General features: G+C 68.5%; 1 protein-coding gene. It reads left to right on the top strand.

Annotated features, from left to right (window positions below):
- Nucleotides 1-1,009 (top strand): 2-oxo acid dehydrogenase subunit E2 (locus tag C667_RS23235; RefSeq protein WP_004389927.1); only part of this gene is annotated, 1,009 nt, incomplete at its 5' end.
- Nucleotides 1,010-1,040 lie beyond the last annotated feature (31 nt).

Raw genomic sequence — 1,040 nt, 5'->3', positions numbered from 1 at the left:
GCTCGCCGACGGCGGCCCCGCCGCGAGCGCCCCGGCGGCGATGCCCGCCGCCGCGCCCTCGGCGGTCACGCTCGGCGGCAAGGTGCACGCCAGCCCCTCGGTGCGCGCCTTTGCCCGCGAGCTCGGCGTCGATCTCGGCCAGGTCAAGGCCACCGGCCCGAAGGGTCGCATCCTCAAGGAAGACGTCGCCGGCTTCATCAAGGCGGCGATGAGCTCCGGCGTGGTGCCGGGCAAGACCCCGGCGGCGGCGGCCGCGGGTGCCTCGCTCGGCGGTGGACTCGACCTGCTGCCGTGGCCGAAGGTCGACTTCGCCAAGTTCGGCGAGATCGAGGTCAAGCCGCTCAGCCGCATCAAGAAGATCTCCGGCCAGAACCTCGCCCGCAACTGGGTGATGATCCCGGCGGTGACCTACCACGAGGACGCCGACATCACCGACCTGGAAGCCTTCCGGGTGGCGATGAACAAGGAGCACGAGAAGTCCGGCAAGAAGCTCACCATGCTCGCCTTCATCATCAAGGCCTCGGTGCGCGCGCTGCAGGAGTTCCCCGAGTTCAACACCTCGCTCGATGGGGACAACCTCGTCTACAAGAAGTACTTCAACATCGCCTTTGCCGCCGACACCCCGAACGGGCTGGTGGTGCCGGTGATCAAGGACGCGGACAAGAAGAGCGTGTTCGACATCGCCGCCGAATCCGGCGCGCTGGCCAAGAAGGCGCGCGACGGCAAGCTCGGCCCGGCCGACATGTCGGGTGCCTGCTTCACGATCAGCTCGCTGGGCGGGATCGGCGGCACCTACTTCGCGCCCATCGTCAATGCGCCCGAGGTGGCCATCCTCGGGGTGAACAAGTCGGTGATGAAGCCGGTGTGGGACGGCAAGGCTTTCGTGCCGCGCCTGACGCTGCCGATGTCGCTGACCGCGGACCACCGCGTGATCGACGGCGCGCTGGCCACCCGCTTCAACGTGTACCTCGCGCAACTGCTGGCGGACTTCCGCCGGGTGATGCTCTGACGTGGTGAGGAGTGAGGCGTGAGGGGGCAGG

Source organism: Thauera phenylacetica B4P, from assembly GCF_000310225.1.
Taxonomy (GTDB): Bacteria; Pseudomonadota; Gammaproteobacteria; order Burkholderiales; family Rhodocyclaceae; genus Thauera; species Thauera phenylacetica.
Note: the sequence above shows the minus strand (reverse complement) of the source record. Positions and strands in the feature narration are given on the sequence as shown.